Raw genomic sequence first — 15,435 nt, forward strand, 5'->3', positions numbered from 1 at the left:
AAGCTTTAAGCTTTATGCCTTTCTTTCAACTTTGAAATCACATCTGAGAAACTAAGATTTGCATCTGCAAGTAAAACACTTAAATGATACATTAAATCCGCTGCTTCACAAATAAGCTCTTCTTTATCTTTTACTGTCGCTGCTAAAGCTGTTTCTATACCTTCTTCACCAACTTTTTGTGCGATTCGTTTTGTACCACTTTTGAAAAGTTTTGCTGTATAAGAAGTATTTTCATCGGCATTTTTGCGTGCATTAATAAGTTTTTCAAGTCTGGCTAGAAAAACAAAATCCGCATTTTTAGAATTTTTTTCAAAACAAGAAATATCGCCCGTATGACAAGTAGACCCTACAGGATTTGCTAAAATTAAAAGCGTGTCATTATCACAATCTAAGCTTAAATCTATAATATTTAAGAAATTTCCACTTTCTTCACCTTTCATCCAAAGACGCTGTTTTGTGCGTGAAAAAAAGACTACTTTGCCACTTTCTAAGCTTTTTTCTAAGGCTTCATTATTCATAAAACCTAGCATTAAAACTTCGCAAGTTTTTGCATCTTGGACGATGACAGGTAAAAGATAATCCACTTTTTGCCAAGCGATTTTTTCATTAAGTTCTTTGAAATTTTGCATATTATATCCTTATACTTAAGCCTTGATTTTTAAGATAAATTTTTAATTCTTTAATGTCTATAAGTTTTTGATGAAAAACAGAAGCAGCTAAAGCCCCATCTATACCTAGTTTAAAAGCTTCTAAAAAATGCTCCATTTTTCCCGCTCCCCCGCTTGCGATCAAAGGTATTTTACAAATTTTATATACAGCTTCTAATTGTTCTAAATCATAGCCATTTTTAACGCCATCTTGATTCATCATATTTAAAACAATTTCGCCTGTGCCTAGATCTTGCACTTCTTTAACCCATTCTAAAGTGCTTTTTCCACTATGTTTGCTTGTTTTTTCATCGCCTGTGTATTGAAATACTTTTAAATTTCCATTTTCATCTTTGAAACTATCAATCCCTACTACTACGCATTGCACACCAAAGCTTTTAGCAAGGCGTGTGATTAAACTTGGATCATTTAAAGCAGGAGAATTGATAGAAATTTTATCTGCCCCATTAGCCAAAAGTTCAGCTGCATCTTCTTCGCTTTTAATACCCCCTGCAACACAAAAAGGAATATTGATATTTTTTGCTACTTCACTTACCCATTCTCTTGATATGCGTTCTTTTCTAGCACTTGCAGCAATATCATAAAAAACAAGCTCATCAATGCCATTTTGAGAATAATACCTAGCAAGTTCTATGATATCTCCCATATCTTTATGGTTTTTAAATTGTGTTCCTTTTACTACTCTGCCATCTTTGACATCTAAACATGCAATTATGCGTTTTGTAAGCATCTTATCCCTTCTTCTACGCTAAAAACTCCGTCTAATAAAGCTTTTCCTACGATAACCCCACTACAAATTCCTTTTAAGTTTTCAAGGTCTTTTAAGCTTGCTACTCCACCACTTGCCTGAATGCAAATATTAGGAAAAATTTCATGGATAAGTTTGTAAAGTCTTATATTTACTCCTTGCATGGTGCCATCTTTTGAAATATCTGTGCAAAGTATGTGTTTTAAGCCTTTATTGCTATAAAAATCTAAAACTTCCATAAGCTTCTTATCGCTTGCTTCTTGCCAAGCATTTACAGCCACAACATAATCCTCTTTCAAAATCGTATCTAAGGCTAAAACTATAACTTCATTACCAAATTCTTTTAAAATTTCAAGACATAAAGTCGCATCTTTAATCGCCATAGATCCTATCACTACTCTTTTTACTCCACAATCAAGCAAAGCTTTAACTTCTTCTTTAGAGCGTATGCCTCCACCTACTTGTAGATTGACACTGACTTCTTTAGCTAATTTTTCTATCAAAACAAGCTGTCTTTTGCTAGGATCTTTTGCGCCTGTAAGATCTACAAGATGAAGTTCTTTCGCTCCTGCTTTTTCGTATTCTTTAAATTTCTTTAAGGGATTGTATTTATATACTTTTTTTTGTTCGTAATCCCCTTTTACAAGACGCACCACTTCGCCATCTATAAGATCGAGTGCGGGTATGATTTGAGTCATCCTATATCCTTAATAAAATTTGAAATTAAAATTTCTCCCGCTTCACTGCTTCTTTCAGGGTGAAATTGCACCCCGTAAAAATTATCTTTCATTACACTTGCGCTAAATTTTTGCGAATACTCACAATCTGCTATAGTGTATTCTCCAAGTCCTACACAATAACTATGCACAAAATAAAAATAAGCCCCTTCTAAACCTTTAAACAAAGCATGAGAGCTATGAACTTGATTCCATCCCATATGTGGAAAAGTAAAGCCTTCTTTAGCTTTAAATTTTTGAGTTGTAAAATCTATGAGTTTTAAGGTTTCTTGATTTAATTCTTCGGAAAAATTTCCTAAAATTTGCATACCTAAACAAATACCAAGTAAAGGTTTTTTGGTATTTTTAATAAAATCAATAAGATTAAATTGTTCTAAATTTTTCATCGCTTCTTTTGCAGTACCCACTCCAGGTAAAAAAAGCTTATCCGCACTTTCAAGTTCTTTTAAATCCCTACTGATAGTTGCATTAAAACCTAATCTATCCAAACAAAATTTCAAAGATGCTAAATTCGCACAGGCTGTATCGATGATGATGATTTTCATATCACTCCTTTAGAGCTGGCTAAATTTTCACCTTCTATTTTCACTGCCATTTTTAAAGCTTTTGCAAAGGCTTTAAAAAGTCCTTCAGCTTTATGATGATCGTTTTTGCCTTTAGCTTTTAAATGCAAACTCACGCCCATAGCATAGCTTAAAGAATAAAAAAAGTGTTCGATCATTTCTGTGCTTAAAGCTCCTAAATGAGATTTTTTAAATTTGGCTTTATAGACTAAATGAGGACGATTGCAAAAATCCATCGCACAACTTGCCAAACACTCATCCATAGGTAAAGCAAAACCATATCTTGCAATGCCGATTTTATCCCCTAAAGCTTTTTTGATACAAGCTCCAAGTGCTAAGGCTACATCTTCAACGCTATGATGCTCATCGATTTCTAAATCCCCTTTACAAGAAATTTCAAGCCCTATACCTCCATGTACAGCGATTTGCTCTAACATGTGATCAAAAAAATCAATACCTGTTTTAATGCTAACCTTGCCCCCATTTAAGCACACTTTTACTTTTATATCTGTTTCTTTAGTAGTTCTTTGATAACTCGCACTTCTAAAAGAACTTAAAATTTCATTTTCTATTTCTTTCCAAGAAAGTTCGCCGTATCTTAAACCACGCACACCTAAATTTGAAGCTAAGATCATATCACTCTCACGATCTCCGATAACAAAACTTTGCTCCTTATCATAAAGTTCGTGCTTGATATATTCTTCTAACATAGCAGTTTTAGGTTTTCTGCAAGTACAATTTTCATTTTCAAAATGCGGACAAATAAAAATATCTTGAAATTCTATACCGCAACTTTTTAAAATATCAAGCATTTTTTCATGAGCAATTTCAAAATTTTCCTTTGGAAAACTCGGCGTTCCAAGACCATCTTGATTGCTTACCATGATAAATTTAAATCCAAAATTTTTTAGTTTTAAAAGAGTAGGAATAGCATCTTTTTCAAAACGCAATTTTTCAAGAGTATCGATTTGAAAATCGCTTTTTGGCTCCTCTATTAAAGTGCCATCTCTATCTATAAAAAGGATTTTTTGACTCATTTTAAGCTCTCTAAACGAAAAGTTACAGCGTTTTTGTGTGCGTCTAAATGCTCATTTTGTGCTAAAATTTCAACACTTTTACCTAAAGCTAGAAAGCCTTCTTTGCTTAGCTCTTGAACGGTCATTCTTTTACTAAAATCTGCCAAACCTAAACTAGAATGCGTTTTAGTAAGTCCATAAGTAGGTAAAACATGATTAGTCCCACTTGCATAATCACCCATAGACTCTGGGGAATAAGCTCCTAAAAATACTGATCCTGCGTGTTTTACACCTTTTAAAAGTTCACGTGGATTTTGAGTTTGTATGATCAAATGTTCAGGGGCATAAAGATTTGAAATTTCCAAGGCTTGATTTAAATCTTTAGCTATGATAATGCGTGAATTAGCAATGCTTTTGCTTGCAAGTTCTTTACGAGGTAAAAGTTCTAATTGACTTTGGACTTCATCACTTGCTTTTTTAGCAAAATCTTGACTTAAACACACTAAAATCACTTGAGAATCTGCACCATGTTCAGCTTGTGAAAGCAAATCACTAGCTACAAATTTTTCATTAGCTAAATCATCAGCTATGACTAAAACTTCACTAGGTCCTGCTTGCATATCAATAGCTGCTCCGTTTATATCGCTACTTACTTGGCGTTTTGCTTCGGTTACAAAGGCATTTCCTGGGCCAAAAATTTTATCCACCTTTAAAACACTTTGGGTACCGTAAGCCAAAGCTGCTATAGCTCCTGCACCGCCCATTTGATAAATTTTATCCACGCCACAAAGCTTAGCACAAAAAAGCACAGCATCATTGATTTTTGCAGGACTTGCTAAAACGATTTTTTCACAACCTGCAATTTTTGCAGGAATAGCTAGCATTAAAACCGTTGAAAACAAAGGTGCCAAACCCCCTGGTATATAAAGTCCTACTTTTTCTATAGGGCGTGTTAAAACTTCACATTTAACGCCTTTTGTAGTTTCAAGAGCGATTTCATGTGGGATTTGGGCTTCGTGAAATTTTTTGATATTTTCATAAGCCACTAAAATAGCTTCTTGTAAATCTTTATCTAAACGATTGCTTGCTTGAGTGATTTCTTTTTGAGTGATTTTAATCTTTGAAATTTCAGCCTTATCAAATTTCAAAGCTTGTTCTATCAAAGCTTCATCGCCTTTTTCTTGCACTTCTTTAATGATAGAACTTACTATTTTTGAAATTTCATCTTTCGCACTTATAGCAGGGCGTTTTAACGCTTCTTCTTTTTGTTTTTCATCCAAATTATCATATACTAAAATTTGCATTTTTTACTCACTTTAACATTTTTTCTATAGGCAGAACTAAAATCGAACTCGCACCTTCTTCTTTTAAAGCCTCCATGGTTTCCCAAAAAAGATTTTCTTTACTTACCATATGTAAAGCTACATTTTTTTCATCGTGTGCTAAAGGTAAGATAGTCGGTCTTTCAACTCCTGGAAGTAGGACTTGAATTTTATCAAGCTTTTCTTTTGGAGCATGAAGCATAATGTATTTAGATTCTCTTGCTTGCATTACTCCTGCTACACGCAACATAATTTTATCCACTAAGGCTTGTTTTTCTTTACTTAAAGCATTTTCTTTTTGAATCAAACAAGCACGAGATTCATAAATGACTTTAACTTCTTTAAGATTGTTTGCTTGTAAAGTTGCCCCGCTTGAAACAAGATCGCAAATTGCATCGGCTAAATTTGCCCTAGGGGCTACTTCAACAGAACCTGTAAGCATACAATTTTTATAATTAATCCCATTTTCTTTCATAAAACGCTTTAAAAGTTGTGGATAAGAAGTAGCTATCCTTAAGCCTTCAAAATCTTTCAAATTTTGAAATTTATTTTCTTGAGGTAAGGCAAGAGAAAGACGGCAATATCCAAAATCTAGCTTTTTTAAAAGCTTATAGCTTGGATTTTCTCCTAAAGACTGGCGTTCAAGTTCATTTTCTTCTAAAACATTTTCCCCTATAATGCCTAAATCTACAACCCCATCAAAAATAAGCCCAGGGATATCATCATCTCTAACGCGTAAAATATCTATGGGTAAATTTGTAGAAAAAGCGATCAAACTTTGTTCATGGATATGCATTTTAACACCACATTCTGAAAGAAGCTCTATGGATTCTTTTGAAAGTCTACCTGATTTTTGTATCGCAATGCGTAAACGAGTGTTTTCTTGCATAACATATCCTTGAAATTAAAAATTAAAAACTTATATTAGCATAAGTAGTTGAATTTTTAGCAAGGGTTTTAGAAAATAAATAAATTTAATTTTATTTAAAATAATTATTTAAAACTTTTTATTTTTAGGATATTTAATTGAAGTATTAATCCTAGCAAAAGCTAGGATTTGATTAAGCTACAAATTCGATGAAAGCCATTTCAGCGGCATCACCACGGCGAATTCTTGTTTTGATGATTCTTGTATATCCGCCATTGCGATCTTTGAATTTTGGAGCAATTTCAGTTACTAATTTATTAGTAGCGTTTTTATCTTGTAATGAAGCAAAAACTGCTCTATGAGCGTTAAAATCTCCAAGTCTTGCTCTAGTAATCAATCTTTCTACATAACCTCTTAATTCTTTAGCTTTTGGTAGAGTAGTTTCAATTTTTCCGCTATTTACTAAAGCTATAGTTAAATTTTTTAATAAGGCAGCACGATGAGATGAAGTTCTGCCAAGTTTTCTATATCCATGTTTATGTCTCATTCTTTATCCTTCGTTTTGTGCTTTTAATTCTGCGATTTTATTTTTAAGTATTTCTTTATTATCGCTAAGCTTAGAAGTTCCCACAGGAAAACCTATGCTTTCCATGATGTTTTTAATTTCATCAAGAGATTTTTTACCTAAATTTTTAAGCCCTGCAAGTTCACTTACACTCATCAAAGCAAGCTCGCCTATGTAAACCACTCCTGCTTTTTCAAGACAATTATAACTTCTAGCACTTAAATTTAAATCTGTAATGTTTTGCAATAATTTAGTATTTTCTAGTTCATTGCTTGTTGCTTGATTTTTAATTACACTTCTAACATTGGTAATTTTATCAAATACTGATAATTGTTTATACATAGCTTCTAGAGCATTTTGAAAAGCTTCATTTGGAGTGATTTGTCCATCAGTTGTTACGGTTAAAACCACTTTTTCATAATCAGGATTATCTTCAAATAAAACTTTTTCAATATCATAGGTTGCTTCTCTTACAGGTGTAAAGAAAGCATCTAAAGCTATAAATTTAGGATCATTTATAAGCTCTTTAATTTCTTCGCTTGGTACATAGCCAATACCTTTTTCAACGATCAATGTGAATTTGAGTTCAGCATCTTCGTTAATTGTTGCTAGATAGGCGTCTTTATTTACTACTTCTACTTGATCATTATTTAGATCTTTGCCGTAAATTTCTTTTGAGCCTTTAAAGCTAAATTCTACTATTTCTTTATTTGATTCGCCTTTAATTTTAAAGCGTAGTTTTTTTAGATTAATGATAAAAAGTGCTACATCTTCAAGCATACCACGCATGCTATCAAATTCATGAGCTACGCCATCAATATGGATCGCAGTTGGAGCATATCCTATGGTGCTAGTGTAAAGCAAACGGCGTAAAGGATGGGCTAGGGTGATTCCATAGCCGATCTCAAAAGGCCAAGCACTGATTTTAGCCACAGTATCACTAATGTTTTCTATTGTAAATTCTGTTGGCGTATAAGCAGATGTTGTAATATTTCTCATATTTAGCCCCTATTACTTAGAGTAAAGCTCAACGATAAATCTTTCCTCAACCGGAATGACAACTTCTTCTCTCTCAGGTTTTCTTGTGAAAATTCCAAATCTCTTATCTTTTTCAACATCAACCCAAGCAACGATTCCAGTTTGTGCTGTAAGTTCGATAGCTCTTGTTATTTGAGGATTGTTTTTGCTTTTTTCGATGATTTCGATTTTAGCACCTGCTTCTACTCTAAAGCTAGGAATATCCACTCTTTTACCATTTACTAAAATATGTCCATGTGTTACAAGTTGTCTTGCAAAACGACGTGTTGTAGCAAAACCCATTCTATATACCACATTGTCTAATCTTTGTTCTAAAAGTTGGATAAGTAATACCCCTGTATTTCCTTCTCTTCTTGCTGCTTCAGCAAATAAACGACGGAATTGCTTTTCGCTTACTCCATACATAAATTTAGCTTTTTGTTTTTCTCTTAATTGAAGTCCATACTCACTAATTTTACCTTTTCTTGCTCCGTGTTGTCCTGGCGCATAAGGGCGTTTGTCTAGTGCACTTTTGCCAGCTAGTCTTCTTTCTCCTTTTAATGCTAAGCTAACACCAAAGCGTCTTTCTAATTTTTCTACTGGTCCTCTATATCTTGCCATAATATTCTCCTAAATTTTTCTTATATCTTAGACACGACGACGCTTAGGCGGTCTGCAACCATTGTGAGCTAATGGAGTGATATCTTTTAAGAAAGTTACTTTGATTCCTTCCATAGCACCTACACTCTTAACAGCAGTTTCTCTACCGCTTCCTGGTCCTTGTACTTTAATGCCTACTTCTTTAATTCCGTGTTCTTTTGCTTTATTTAAAGCGTCTTCTACTGCTTGTTGTGCTGCATAAGGAGTTGATTTTTTAGAACCTTTAAATCCTAAACCACCTGCACTACTCCAAGCGATAGCATTTCCCATTTCATCAGTCACTGTAACCATAGTATTGTTAAAAGTCGCACTGATATAAACAATACCTTTTGCTATATTTTTTTTAACTACTTTTTTCTTTACGATTTTTCTTTTTGCCATGATTTATCCTTATGATTTTGCACCAACAGTTTTTCTCTTACCTTTTCTAGTTCTTGCGTTTGTTTTTGTTTTTTGTCCGCGAACTGGTAAGCCTTTTCTGTGTCTTAAGCCTCTAAAGCTTCCTAAATCCATAAGTGCTTTAATATCCATAGCAACTTGTTTTCTCAAGTCCCCTTCAACCATATAGTTTTCTTGAATTTCTTTACGGATAGCTGCTGCTTCATCTTCACTTAACTCATGAACTCTTTTATCATAAGAAATTCCTACTTTATCTAGAATTTTTCTTGAAGTGAAAAGTCCTATACCATAAATATAGGTTAGTCCATACTCAATTCTTTTTTTCTTTGGTAAATCCACACCTGCAATACGAGCCATGTTTATCCTTGTCTTTGTTTATGTTTTGGATTTTCGCAAATAATGCGAACCACGCCTTTACGGCGAACTACTTTGCACTTGTCGCACATCTTTTTAACCGATGGTCTCACTTTCATGAGCGTCTCCTTGAATGAATTCCACTTGATTTACGACTACATCAGGTTTTATGAATAACCAACTATTTTCAAAATAAGTGGTGGATTTTAAAAATACTTCTTCATATAGTTCGATGTAATTTGTCGCAAAAACTCTAATTTTATCTAAAATTAGCTTTTAAATAACTTAGATTATTTATATCTAAAAGTTATACGCCCTTTATCAAGGCTATAAGGTGTAAGTTCTACTTTTACTTTATCACCTGGCATTATTCTTATATAATGCATACGCATTTTTCCTGCAATATGACATAAAATTACATGTTTGTTGTCAAGTTCAACCTTGAAATTTGCATTAGGCAATGCTTCAAGTACGGTGCCATCAATTTCAATTACATCATCTTTTGCCAAAATTTTCTCCTTTCATGAAATAAAAAGGCTATAATTTTAGCAAAAATTATTAAAATTTTTACTTAATTTTTAGTAATTTTTAAGTAATTAATCTAAAAATTCAGGTTCGATAAAAGATGCATGAGTCCCTATAACTTTGAGTTTTCTTTCTTTAAATTCTTTAAGTAGTTTTTCCCTTGTTTGTATAGCCTCATTTTGATCTATATCAAATTTTATAGCGATTTTAGGTTTTGGGATTTGTATATCATAAAGATGAAGTAAATCTCCCCAAAAGACTATTTTATCATCAATTATGATAGCATTTTGTCCTGGGGTATGTCCATAAGCAGGTATGGCTTTAATGCCTGAATTTTGAAAGATCAAATCTTTAGAGTGGTTAATAAATTCTATATTTTTAAGTTTAAGCAAGGTGTTTTTAATTTCTTGTCTATCGCTTTTGATCCAAAAATCATATTCTTTTTTATCGATTAAAATTTGAGCTTTTGGAAAAAGATTTTCTTCGCTCATTAAAGCTCCTATATGATCAGGATGCGCGTGTGTTAAGATAATATGAGTGATATCTTTAAAATCGGTTTTGTGGATATGTAATTTTTCTTTTAATGTATCAATAGTATCTAAAAACCCTGTGTCTATTAAAGCATTAAAATTTGGATTTTTTATCAGAGCAATATTATGCTCATTTCTTTTGATTTTTGTGCGAGTTTTTTCTATAAAATTCTTATCTTCATCGTTTTGCGGCACTAAAAAAGAAAATAATAAATTTAAAAATTCATCATCAGATTGTTTAAGTGAGATTATATGGGTTTGATTTGAACTTTTGCTTGTGGTTTTTTCTTCTAAAAAATAAAGATTGGTTTTTAAAAGGGTGGTTATAAAATTAAACATATTTATCCTTTTTATCCTTAAATTTTTTAGATAATATTTTGGAAATGATTATAGTATAATAAAAACAATGTTTTTAAAATTTAAGGTAATTAATCAATGAGAAAATCAAAATTTGGAACAAAGGAAATTAAGATCTTAGGACTTTCTTCACTAGGAGGAACTTTAGAATTTTATGATTTTATTATTTTTGTATTTTTTGCTGAATATATAGCCAATGTATTTTTTCCTAAAGATATGAGTGAATTTTGGGCTTTATTAAATACTTATGGAGCATTTGCAGCTGGATATTTAGCACGTCCTTTAGGTGGTATAGTTATGGCACATTTTGGAGATAAATTTGGGCGTAAAAATATGTTTATGCTAAGTATTTTACTAATGGTTCTTCCTACCTTTGTCTTAGCTTTTATTCCAGGTTATGAAACTCTTGGGTTTTTAGCTCCTGTTTTATTGATACTTATAAGAATTTTTCAAGGCATAGCTATAGGTGGAGAATTGCCTGGAGCTTGGGTTTTTGTAAGAGAGCATTGTCAAGAAAAACAAAAAGCTTTCTTTTTAAGCTGTTTAAATTCAGCTATGGCTTTAGGAATTTTGTTAGGAAGTATAGTATTTTTAATCATTAATGCTTTTTTTAGTATAGAAGAAATTGCTGCTTATGCATGGCGTATTGCTTTTTTTGTAGGTGGAATTTTTGGGATTATTTCTATTTATTTGCGTAGATTTTTGCAAGAAACTCCTGTTTTTAAACAAATGAAAAAAGAATCATCGCTTAGTTCTTTTCCACTTAAAGATTTATTTAAAGAAAAGGATATTGTAAAAAATTTATTTTCATCAATGATGATGACTTGGGTTTTAACAGGTTGTGTTATTGTGCTTGTTTTATTGATGCCTAAATTTATGCCTAATATTTTAAATTTAAGTGGGGTTGAAGGAAGTTATTTACAGATATTAGGAATTTTGGGAATAGCTTTAGGCGGGGCTTTTATGGGTTATCTTGTAGATAAATTTGGTTTATTTAAAATTTGCATTTTCTTTTCTTTAACTTTTGTATTTTTTTCTTTTTTATATTTTTATGCTTTATACGAGCTTAAAAATTTGGTTTTGGTGTGTATTTTGTATTCGATTGTTTGTTTTTTAGGTGGGATTAATGTGTTTGCACCTATTTTAATGAGTGAAGTTTTTAGAGCTAAAATAAGATTTTCAGGAATTTCTTTTTCTTATAATATTGCTTATGCAATTTCAGGCGGTATTACTCCGCAACTCGTTTTTTGGCTTAATACACTCGCGAGTAAAAATGAAAATCCATTTTTATATGGTATGAGTATATATATGATTTTTTTAGCGTTATTGGCTATTTGTGCTGTTTTTATAGTAAAAGATAAAATAAAATTTTGATAATCACTCTAAAATGTTATAATTAAAATTATATTTTGGAGTTTATAAATGCCTTTTATTATCGAATTACTTAAGCAAAATAAATTAAAGTTGATTTCTTTTTTGCTTTTTTCTTTTATTACAAGTGCTGTTGGAGTTTTAACTCTTGTTTTTATCAATGATTATTTGCTTAAAAATGCACAAAACATTCCTATTTTTTATTTTATTGTTTTGCTTTTGATATTTTTTATAAGTTCTACCATAGTTGAACTTGGACTTAGTGTTTTTGGACAAAATTTTATTTTTAAAATGCAAAGGCGCGTAGTAAAGCAGATCTTAGACACTCCTTTATTAAGAGTGGCTAAAGTAGGTAAGGCTAGAATTTTAGCTTCTTTGGGAAGTGATGTGAGAAATATATCTTTTGGGCTTTTAAGATTGCCTGATTTTTTACAATCAAGTATATTGATTTTATGCACTAGTGTTTATTTATGTTATCTTTCACCACAAATTTTTGCTTTGTGTGTGGTATGGATTATGGTTATTTTTATTACTAATAATTTTTTGATGATGAAAGTATATCAGTATTTTAGAAAGGCAAGGGAAAATGATGATGCTTTACAAAATAATTACCAAAATATACTAGATGGACATAAAGAACTTTTGATCAATCGCGATAGAGCCAAGCTTTACTATGAAGATGAATTTGAAAATAATGCAAGATTGAAAAAGAAAAATAGTACTTTAGGCAATCTTTTTAACAATCTCTCAAACAACTGGACAAATGTAACTCTTTTGGCTTTAGTGGGCGTAGAGTTTTACTTAGCTTTAAAATTTGAATGGGCAAGTGTTGCAGATACTACAACTATAGCTCTTTCTATTTTGTTTTTACGAACCCCTTTAGTATCTATGATAGGATCTTTTCCTACTTTGCTTTTGGCAAAAATCGCTTTGGATAAGATCGCAAAATTGGAATTAGATGATTATATAGAAGGTTTTAAAAAAACACATTATATTAGTGAATGGAAAAAAATTTCTTTTAGAAATACTCAATTTGCTTATGAAGAAAATTTTCACTTAAATCCTGTAAATATAGAACTTAAAAAAGGTGAATTGGTATTTTTAATAGGTAAAAATGGAAGTGGTAAATCCACTTTTTGTATGCTTTTGACAGGACTTTTTAAGCCAAGCAAAGGCGGAATTTATGTTGATGATACGCTTATAGATGATAAAAAGTTAGATGAGTATAGATCTCTTATTTCTGCTGTTTTTAGCGATTTTCATCTTTTTACTAAAACCTTAAATAAAGAAAATTTTGCAAGCGAAGAAAAAATTGCTTTTTGGTTGGAGTTTTTAGAACTTAAAGATAAAACAAGTGTCAAAGATAATGAACTGACCTTAACCAAACTTTCTACAGGGCAAAAAAAGCGTTTAGCTATGCTTATAGCCTTGCTTGAAGAAAGGGATATTTTAGTGCTTGATGAATGGGCGGCTGATCAAGATCCTGTTTTTAGAAGATTTTTTTATAAAAAACTTTTACCTTTGCTAAAAGAGCAAGGTAAAACAATCTTTGCTATCACACATGATGATGCATATTTTGATAGTGCTGATAGAATTTTCTTGGCTCAAAATGGTGAAATCGGCGAATTAAAGGGTGAGAATATAAAGGAATTAGCTAAAAATTTAGTAGAAAAATTTGATTAAAGCCCAAAATGGGCTTATATTATTTATCATAGAGCTTTTTTTCTATATCGATATAAAATTCAGCAATTTTTCCATAAGCAACTTCCCAAGCTTTAAGGGTGGCTTCATCAGGATTTAAAAGATTTTTAATAGCTTTTAAAAGGCAAGCTCCAACTATAGGATAATGCTCTTCTTTAACCCCTAAATTAACATGAGTTATGGCAACTTTATCAACAAAGTTTCTCATATTTTCCAAATTTTCTATATTTTTGGCTGCCATTAAAATCGCCATCGCTAAAGCTTTTGGTTGTTCTCCTGAAATTTGTTTTTCCATATTAAACATAGGTTTTACCTCAGGATAATCATTAAACATTATTTTATAAAACTCATTAGTTAAATCCTCTCCATTTTTTTGCAAAATAGGCACACAATCTTTGATGATTTGAATTTGTTCTTTTGTCATAATTTCTCCTTTTTATTGTAAAAGAGATATTTTATATCTTAAAAAGGAGAAAAAAATTGACTTGTGTTAAAATTGAGATATTTATAAGAAATTTTAATTTAAATATTTTTAAAATTTTGTAATTTCTTCTAAATGTTTTAAAATTTTTACCATTGCTAAGGTATCTAATTTGCAATATTCAAGCAAGGCTTTACGATACTTAACTTGTGTGTTTTGATCCATATTTTGCATAAGTTCAAAGCTTTGCATGGCTTCGTTTCCATTGTGGATCAATTCTAAGTCTTTGTAAGCTTTCTCCATATCAGGAATTAAAGCGGGTAGAACTTTTTTTATAGAATAACTCCCTTGCATTTTATAATGATAATAATCTTTGTTTTGAAAAGGAAGCATAAGATCTTTGATATTTTTTTCTATATTTAGCAAATACTCGCTCAATTCAGGATAAGTAATTGCTAAATTTCTTATCACGCCTTTTTCAAAGCTAGCATTATAAGCAAGCACGCAAACATCTTTTGGAATATTATTGATTAATTTTTTTGCAAGTTCATATCTTGGATCAACTCCACACTCACTTAAAAATTCTTTATGTTCTAGTTTGTCTTTATGATCTATATGTAAAGAGTATTGAAAGGGAATCTGCATATAAGGTTTTATACCTTTAAATTCAGGTACAGCTTGCATAAAAGTTTCAAAATCTAAGTGATAAATAGGATAATTTAGAGTATCTAAAAATTTTTTAATATTATCTTTGTTTATATAAATTTCTTTATTTAGCGAAGCTTTGATTTGAATTTGCTGATTTTCATTAAAGTTCGATAGATCTTTGATATCTTTTAAATCGATTATATTTTTATAATAAAATTCAAATTTTTTATTTGTATTAAGTCTTGAAATATTAAAAATATTTTCATTTTCACATAAATTTCTTTGTTTATTCCAGCAGTATTCATAGCTTTCGCACTCATAAGGATTAAAACAATGTGTTCCTATGTCAATATTTGGCTCTTCTTTTTTGTTTAAAATTTCTTCAAAATATTTTAAATTTTCTTTGACTTGTTCTTGATATAATAAAACTTCTTTTGTGATATCATTGATTATGAAAAGTTTATTTATATCAAGAAAATCTTCTCTAATATATTCATTGTTTAAGTAGATTAAATTTACTTGTTTGATTTTATAATTTAAATTTGATAAAACATAATATTGCAAAGAACAATCATCTGTATAAATATTTTTTAAAGAAGTAGAGCTTTTAACCTCATTTATAATTAAACCCTCTTTGGTATTTTGCAAAATATCTATCATAACCAAAATATCGTTATAGCAAAAAGTAGCTTCATAAATAATTTCTTGATTGTTCTTTAATAATTGTCTAGTTTGTTCACATTTCTCATCAAAAGAACTGTTTTCAAATTTTATCTTTACACCGCTTGGAAAAAGTTTGTAGGCTAATTCACCTATTTTATTGCCCGTGCTAAATTTAGCCAAAGTATTCTCATTCGGAGTACTTAATACTTCGTTTTTATAAGTGTTTAGTCATAAAGATTTAGCACATTGTATGCCTTTTGTATATTTTGATTTTGATAAAAACATTATTTGCCTTTTGGAAA

The 15,435-nt window shown here is 30.9% G+C and carries 19 protein-coding genes; 2 read left to right on the forward strand and 17 right to left on the reverse strand.

Annotation, left to right across the window (positions count from 1 at the left end; genetic code table 11):
- Nucleotides 1-5: 5 nt before the first annotated feature.
- From hisIE to AJ936_RS03565, 15 genes are all read right to left on the reverse strand, one after another.
- Nucleotides 6-629 (reverse strand): bifunctional phosphoribosyl-AMP cyclohydrolase/phosphoribosyl-ATP diphosphatase HisIE, encoded by a 624-nt coding sequence (gene hisIE / locus AJ936_RS03495; protein ID WP_070209924.1) that lies wholly within the window; start codon nt 627-629, stop codon nt 6-8.
- A gap of 1 nt (nt 630) precedes the next feature.
- A complete protein-coding gene (gene hisF / locus AJ936_RS03500) occupies nt 631-1,398 on the reverse strand; it encodes an imidazole glycerol phosphate synthase subunit HisF (protein WP_070209925.1) in 768 nt (255 codons plus the stop codon).
- Nucleotides 1,380-2,114: a 1-(5-phosphoribosyl)-5-[(5-phosphoribosylamino)methylideneamino]imidazole-4-carboxamide isomerase gene (hisA, locus tag AJ936_RS03505; protein WP_070209926.1), complete on the reverse strand. Its 735-nt coding sequence runs from the start codon at nt 2,112-2,114 to the stop codon at nt 1,380-1,382. Before hisA ends, hisF begins: the two co-directional genes overlap by 19 nt.
- Complete coding sequence (gene hisH, locus AJ936_RS03510) at nt 2,111-2,698, reverse strand: imidazole glycerol phosphate synthase subunit HisH (protein WP_002862245.1); 588 nt, start codon at nt 2,696-2,698, stop codon at nt 2,111-2,113. The genes hisA and hisH overlap by 4 nt, the downstream gene beginning before the upstream one ends.
- Nucleotides 2,695-3,753: a bifunctional histidinol-phosphatase/imidazoleglycerol-phosphate dehydratase HisB gene (gene hisB / locus AJ936_RS03515; protein WP_070274066.1), complete on the reverse strand. Its 1,059-nt coding sequence runs from the start codon at nt 3,751-3,753 to the stop codon at nt 2,695-2,697. The genes hisH and hisB overlap by 4 nt, the downstream gene beginning before the upstream one ends.
- Nucleotides 3,750-5,036, reverse strand: a complete 1,287-nt coding sequence (gene hisD, locus AJ936_RS03520; RefSeq protein WP_070209928.1) for a histidinol dehydrogenase — start codon at nt 5,034-5,036, stop codon at nt 3,750-3,752. The genes hisB and hisD overlap by 4 nt, the downstream gene beginning before the upstream one ends.
- 7 nt (nt 5,037-5,043) lie before the next feature.
- Entirely contained in the window at nt 5,044-5,943 is a 900-nt protein-coding gene (gene hisG, locus AJ936_RS03525) for an ATP phosphoribosyltransferase (RefSeq protein WP_053872692.1), read from the reverse strand.
- A gap of 172 nt (nt 5,944-6,115) precedes the next feature.
- Complete coding sequence (gene rplQ / locus AJ936_RS03530) at nt 6,116-6,469, reverse strand: 50S ribosomal protein L17 (RefSeq protein WP_002851332.1); 354 nt, start codon at nt 6,467-6,469, stop codon at nt 6,116-6,118.
- A gap of 3 nt (nt 6,470-6,472) precedes the next feature.
- The gene (locus AJ936_RS03535) at nt 6,473-7,486 is read right to left on the reverse strand and encodes a DNA-directed RNA polymerase subunit alpha (RefSeq protein WP_002855748.1); all 1,014 of its coding nucleotides are present in this window, start codon (nt 7,484-7,486) and stop codon (nt 6,473-6,475) included.
- A 12-nt stretch (nt 7,487-7,498) separates the two neighbouring features.
- On the reverse strand, nt 7,499-8,125 hold the full coding sequence (gene rpsD / locus AJ936_RS03540; protein WP_002858938.1) for a 30S ribosomal protein S4: 627 nt from the start codon (nt 8,123-8,125) through the stop codon (nt 7,499-7,501).
- Between the two features lie 27 nt (nt 8,126-8,152).
- Nucleotides 8,153-8,545 (reverse strand): 30S ribosomal protein S11, encoded by a 393-nt coding sequence (rpsK, locus tag AJ936_RS03545; protein ID WP_002779544.1) that lies wholly within the window; start codon nt 8,543-8,545, stop codon nt 8,153-8,155.
- A 9-nt stretch (nt 8,546-8,554) separates the two neighbouring features.
- Nucleotides 8,555-8,920, reverse strand: a complete 366-nt coding sequence (rpsM, locus tag AJ936_RS03550) for a 30S ribosomal protein S13 (RefSeq protein WP_002800121.1) — start codon at nt 8,918-8,920, stop codon at nt 8,555-8,557.
- A 2-nt stretch (nt 8,921-8,922) separates the two neighbouring features.
- Nucleotides 8,923-9,036: a 50S ribosomal protein L36 gene (gene rpmJ / locus AJ936_RS03555; protein WP_002781429.1), complete on the reverse strand. Its 114-nt coding sequence runs from the start codon at nt 9,034-9,036 to the stop codon at nt 8,923-8,925.
- Between the two features lie 171 nt (nt 9,037-9,207).
- The gene (gene infA, locus AJ936_RS03560; RefSeq protein ID WP_002781436.1) at nt 9,208-9,426 is read right to left on the reverse strand and encodes a translation initiation factor IF-1; all 219 of its coding nucleotides are present in this window, start codon (nt 9,424-9,426) and stop codon (nt 9,208-9,210) included.
- Nucleotides 9,427-9,513: 87 nt separating this feature from the next.
- Nucleotides 9,514-10,311, reverse strand: a complete 798-nt coding sequence (locus AJ936_RS03565) for an MBL fold metallo-hydrolase (RefSeq protein WP_070274067.1) — start codon at nt 10,309-10,311, stop codon at nt 9,514-9,516.
- Between the two features lie 96 nt (nt 10,312-10,407).
- On the opposite strand from AJ936_RS03565, the gene AJ936_RS03570 reads away from it, so the two are divergent.
- Nucleotides 10,408-11,703: an MFS transporter gene (locus AJ936_RS03570; RefSeq protein ID WP_052776792.1), complete on the forward strand. Its 1,296-nt coding sequence runs from the start codon at nt 10,408-10,410 to the stop codon at nt 11,701-11,703.
- A gap of 48 nt (nt 11,704-11,751) precedes the next feature.
- The gene (locus tag AJ936_RS03575; protein WP_070274068.1) at nt 11,752-13,383 is read left to right on the forward strand and encodes a multidrug ABC transporter permease/ATP-binding protein; all 1,632 of its coding nucleotides are present in this window, start codon (nt 11,752-11,754) and stop codon (nt 13,381-13,383) included.
- A 19-nt stretch (nt 13,384-13,402) separates the two neighbouring features.
- Here AJ936_RS03575 and cgb read toward each other — a convergent pair whose 3' ends face one another.
- Nucleotides 13,403-13,825 carry a single-domain globin Cgb gene (gene cgb / locus AJ936_RS03580; protein WP_044257687.1) on the reverse strand — a complete coding sequence of 141 codons (423 nt, stop codon included), beginning with the start codon at nt 13,823-13,825 and terminating at the stop codon, nt 13,403-13,405.
- 108 nt (nt 13,826-13,933) lie between these two features.
- On the reverse strand, nt 13,934-15,313 hold the full coding sequence (locus AJ936_RS03585) for a DUF2779 domain-containing protein (RefSeq protein ID WP_070274069.1): 1,380 nt from the start codon (nt 15,311-15,313) through the stop codon (nt 13,934-13,936).
- Nucleotides 15,314-15,435: the final 122 nt, after the last annotated feature.

This window comes from Campylobacter sp. BCW_6877 (assembly GCF_001762445.1).
GTDB classification, from domain to species: domain Bacteria; phylum Campylobacterota; class Campylobacteria; order Campylobacterales; family Campylobacteraceae; genus Campylobacter_D; species Campylobacter_D jejuni.